The organism is Isoptericola sp. NPDC060257 (genome assembly GCF_042726645.1).
GTDB classification, from domain to species: Bacteria; Actinomycetota; Actinomycetes; order Actinomycetales; family Cellulomonadaceae; genus Isoptericola; species Isoptericola nanjingensis.
The window spans coordinates 1-2,303 of the sequence record NZ_JBHXAW010000429.1 but is presented as its reverse complement, the minus strand read 5'-3'; the positions used below and the strand labels follow the sequence as shown (position 1 = coordinate 2,303).

At 75.9% G+C, this 2,303-nt stretch carries 3 protein-coding genes; 1 reads left to right on the top strand and 2 read right to left on the bottom strand.

The window, feature by feature from the left end:
* On the bottom strand, positions 1–633 hold a 633-nt coding region (locus ACFWEK_RS20915; RefSeq protein WP_430555289.1), incomplete at its 3' end, for an aminotransferase class III-fold pyridoxal phosphate-dependent enzyme.
* A gap of 180 nt (positions 634–813) precedes the next feature.
* On the opposite strand from ACFWEK_RS20915, the gene ACFWEK_RS20910 reads away from it, so the two are divergent.
* Positions 814–1,380, top strand: coding sequence for a dTDP-4-dehydrorhamnose 3,5-epimerase family protein (locus tag ACFWEK_RS20910; RefSeq protein ID WP_430547285.1), 567 nt, complete (start codon positions 814–816; stop codon positions 1,378–1,380).
* Here ACFWEK_RS20910 and ACFWEK_RS20905 read toward each other — a convergent pair.
* A partial coding sequence (locus ACFWEK_RS20905; protein WP_430555288.1) for a hypothetical protein occupies positions 1,352–2,303 on the bottom strand: 952 nt, incomplete at its 5' end. The genes ACFWEK_RS20910 and ACFWEK_RS20905 overlap by 29 nt on opposite strands.

The window sequence follows — 2,303 nt, the reverse complement described above, 5'->3', positions numbered from 1 at the left end:
GCCCTCGTGCCGGGCGAGGAGCTCCTGGACGGCGGCCAGGTCGCCGTACGGGAACCGGACCGTGAGGTCGCTGATCGCCCGCGGGATCCCGGCGTCCATCGGCGTGGTCCCGATGAACCAGTCGTCGGTGGAGAAGAACGGGTGGTCGGCGCAGACGGCGACCAGGTCGCGGCCCGTGGCGGCGCGGGCCAGCCGGACCGCCGCGGTGGTGACGTCGGAGCCGTTCTTCGCGAACTTCACCATGTCGGCGCCCGGCACCTGCGCGCAGAACGCCTCGGCCGCCTCCAGCTCCCAGCGGCTGGGCCGGGAGAAGCTCACGCCGTCCGCGATCGCCGACGTCACGGCGTCCACCACGGGCCGGAAGCCGTGGCCGAGCGTGACGCTGCGCAGGCCCATCCCGTACTCGACGTACTCGTTGCCGTCCACGTCCCACACGTGCGCGCCGGCGCCCCGCGCCAGCACGGGGGCCATGCGCTCCGGGTACTGGTCCGCACCGCGCGCGTAGGTGTGCGCGCCGCCCGGCACGAGACGGTGCAGCCGGGCCTGCGCGGCCGTCGACCGGTCGAAGGACCGGGCGGGGTCCGCTGGCTGCGGCGGGTCGGGATGCGTCGCGTGCTGCGTCAGCTGCGTCATGGTGCCCCCGGGTGCGGTCGGGAGGTGGGTCGTGAAGTCTGGTGGGGTCGGCAGGGGGCCGGTCCCGCCGCCAGTCTGCGGCGCAGCACGGCACGGATGAAGGGCCCGCAGGGCTTTTCATCCGGCGCCCACGCCGACTTCACCCGACCGCTCCCGGACCCTCTCCGTACGGTGTGGAGCATGCAGGTGCTGCCCACGACCCTCGACGGCGTGCTGATCCTCGCCCCCACCCCGCACCGCGACGAGCGCGGGCTGTTCACGCGCACGTTCGACACCGCCACCGCGGCGCACGCGGGCCTCGACCCGGCGGCGTTCGTGCAGGACAGCCAGTCCCGTTCGCGACGTGGCGTCGTGCGGGGGCTGCACGGCCGGGTGGGGGGCGGCGAGGCCAAGCTGGTGCGGGTGGCGCACGGTGCCGTGCACGACGTCGTCGTCGACGCCCGCCCGGGCTCGCCGACGTTCGGGCGCTGGGAGGCGTTCCGGCTCGACGACGTCGACTTCCACGTCCTGTACGTGCCGCGCGGCTGCCTGCACGGCCACCAGACGCTCACCGACACCGCGGACGTCTGCTACCGCATCGACGCGGAGCACGACCCGTCCGAGGACGTCGCGGTGCACCACCTCGACCCCGACCTCGGGGTGCGGTGGCCGCTGCCCGTCTCGCTCGTCAGCGACCGCGACGCCGCCGCCGGGTCGTGGGCGGCGCTGGTCGAGACGCTCACCTCCGGCGGCCGCGGTCCCGGCTGAGCGGCTCGACCTCGACGGGCTCGGGCTCGGCGATCACCCAGCGACCCCCGAGCGCCTCCACCTCGGGGTGCGCGAACCGCACCTCGTCGAGGAGGTCGGGCACGAGCAGCAACACCCTGTCGGGGCGGATCTCGGCGAGGATGTCGGGCCCGAGCACGGGCACCCGCGGCCCGGGACCGCCCGGCATGGACCTGCCCCGCTTCGCGGGCGACGCGTCCACCACGGCGAGGACGTCGTCCGCGGTGACGCCGGCGAGCGCGAACAACGCGACCGCGCGCGACGCGGCGCCGTACGCGACCACCTTGCCCTCGCTCGCGTCGAGCCAGTCGCGGAGCGCCGCCGCCGACGCGGCCACCTGCCGTTGGAGCGCCGCCACGGCCGTCGGCTCCGTGATCCCCGCCGCGGCCTCGGCCGCCAGCTCGGTGGCGACCAGGTCGCCCGCGGCGCGGGCGTGCCGGCCGGCGGGTTCCGAGCCCTCCCGCGCGAGCGCCAGCAGCCGCGTCCCGCCGTACAGCGGGTAGCGCCACAGCCCGACCGGGACGAGGCCCGTGCTGCGCGCCATCTCCACGAGCACCGTGAGCGAGTAGTACGCGTAGTGCCCGTGCCGCAGCGCGTTCCAGGTGCCGTCGCGCAGGATCACGGACAGCGGGTGCACGTGCAGCGCGAGGACGCCGTCGGGGGCGAGGGAGTCGAGCCGCAGGTCCCAGGCCGCGCGCTGGTCGGCCTCGTGCATGATCCCGAGCGAGTCGACGACAAGGTCGGCGGCGAGCCCGGGCACCGTGCCGGGGCCGTCGAGCAGCACGGCGTCCGGCACGATCTCCTGCACCCGCGCCAGCCAGGAGCCCCCGTGCGGGGAGCGCATCTCCTCCACCCACGTGCCGGGGCCCAGCAGCCCGCCCCCGACGAGGTCGGCAACACCCGCC

What these genes read in the sequence shown, in the direction of transcription:
- ACFWEK_RS20910 (WP_430547285.1), top strand. Translation starts at nt 814, where the DNA reads ATGCAGGTGCTGCCCACGACCCTCGACGGCGTGCTGATCCTCGCCCCC.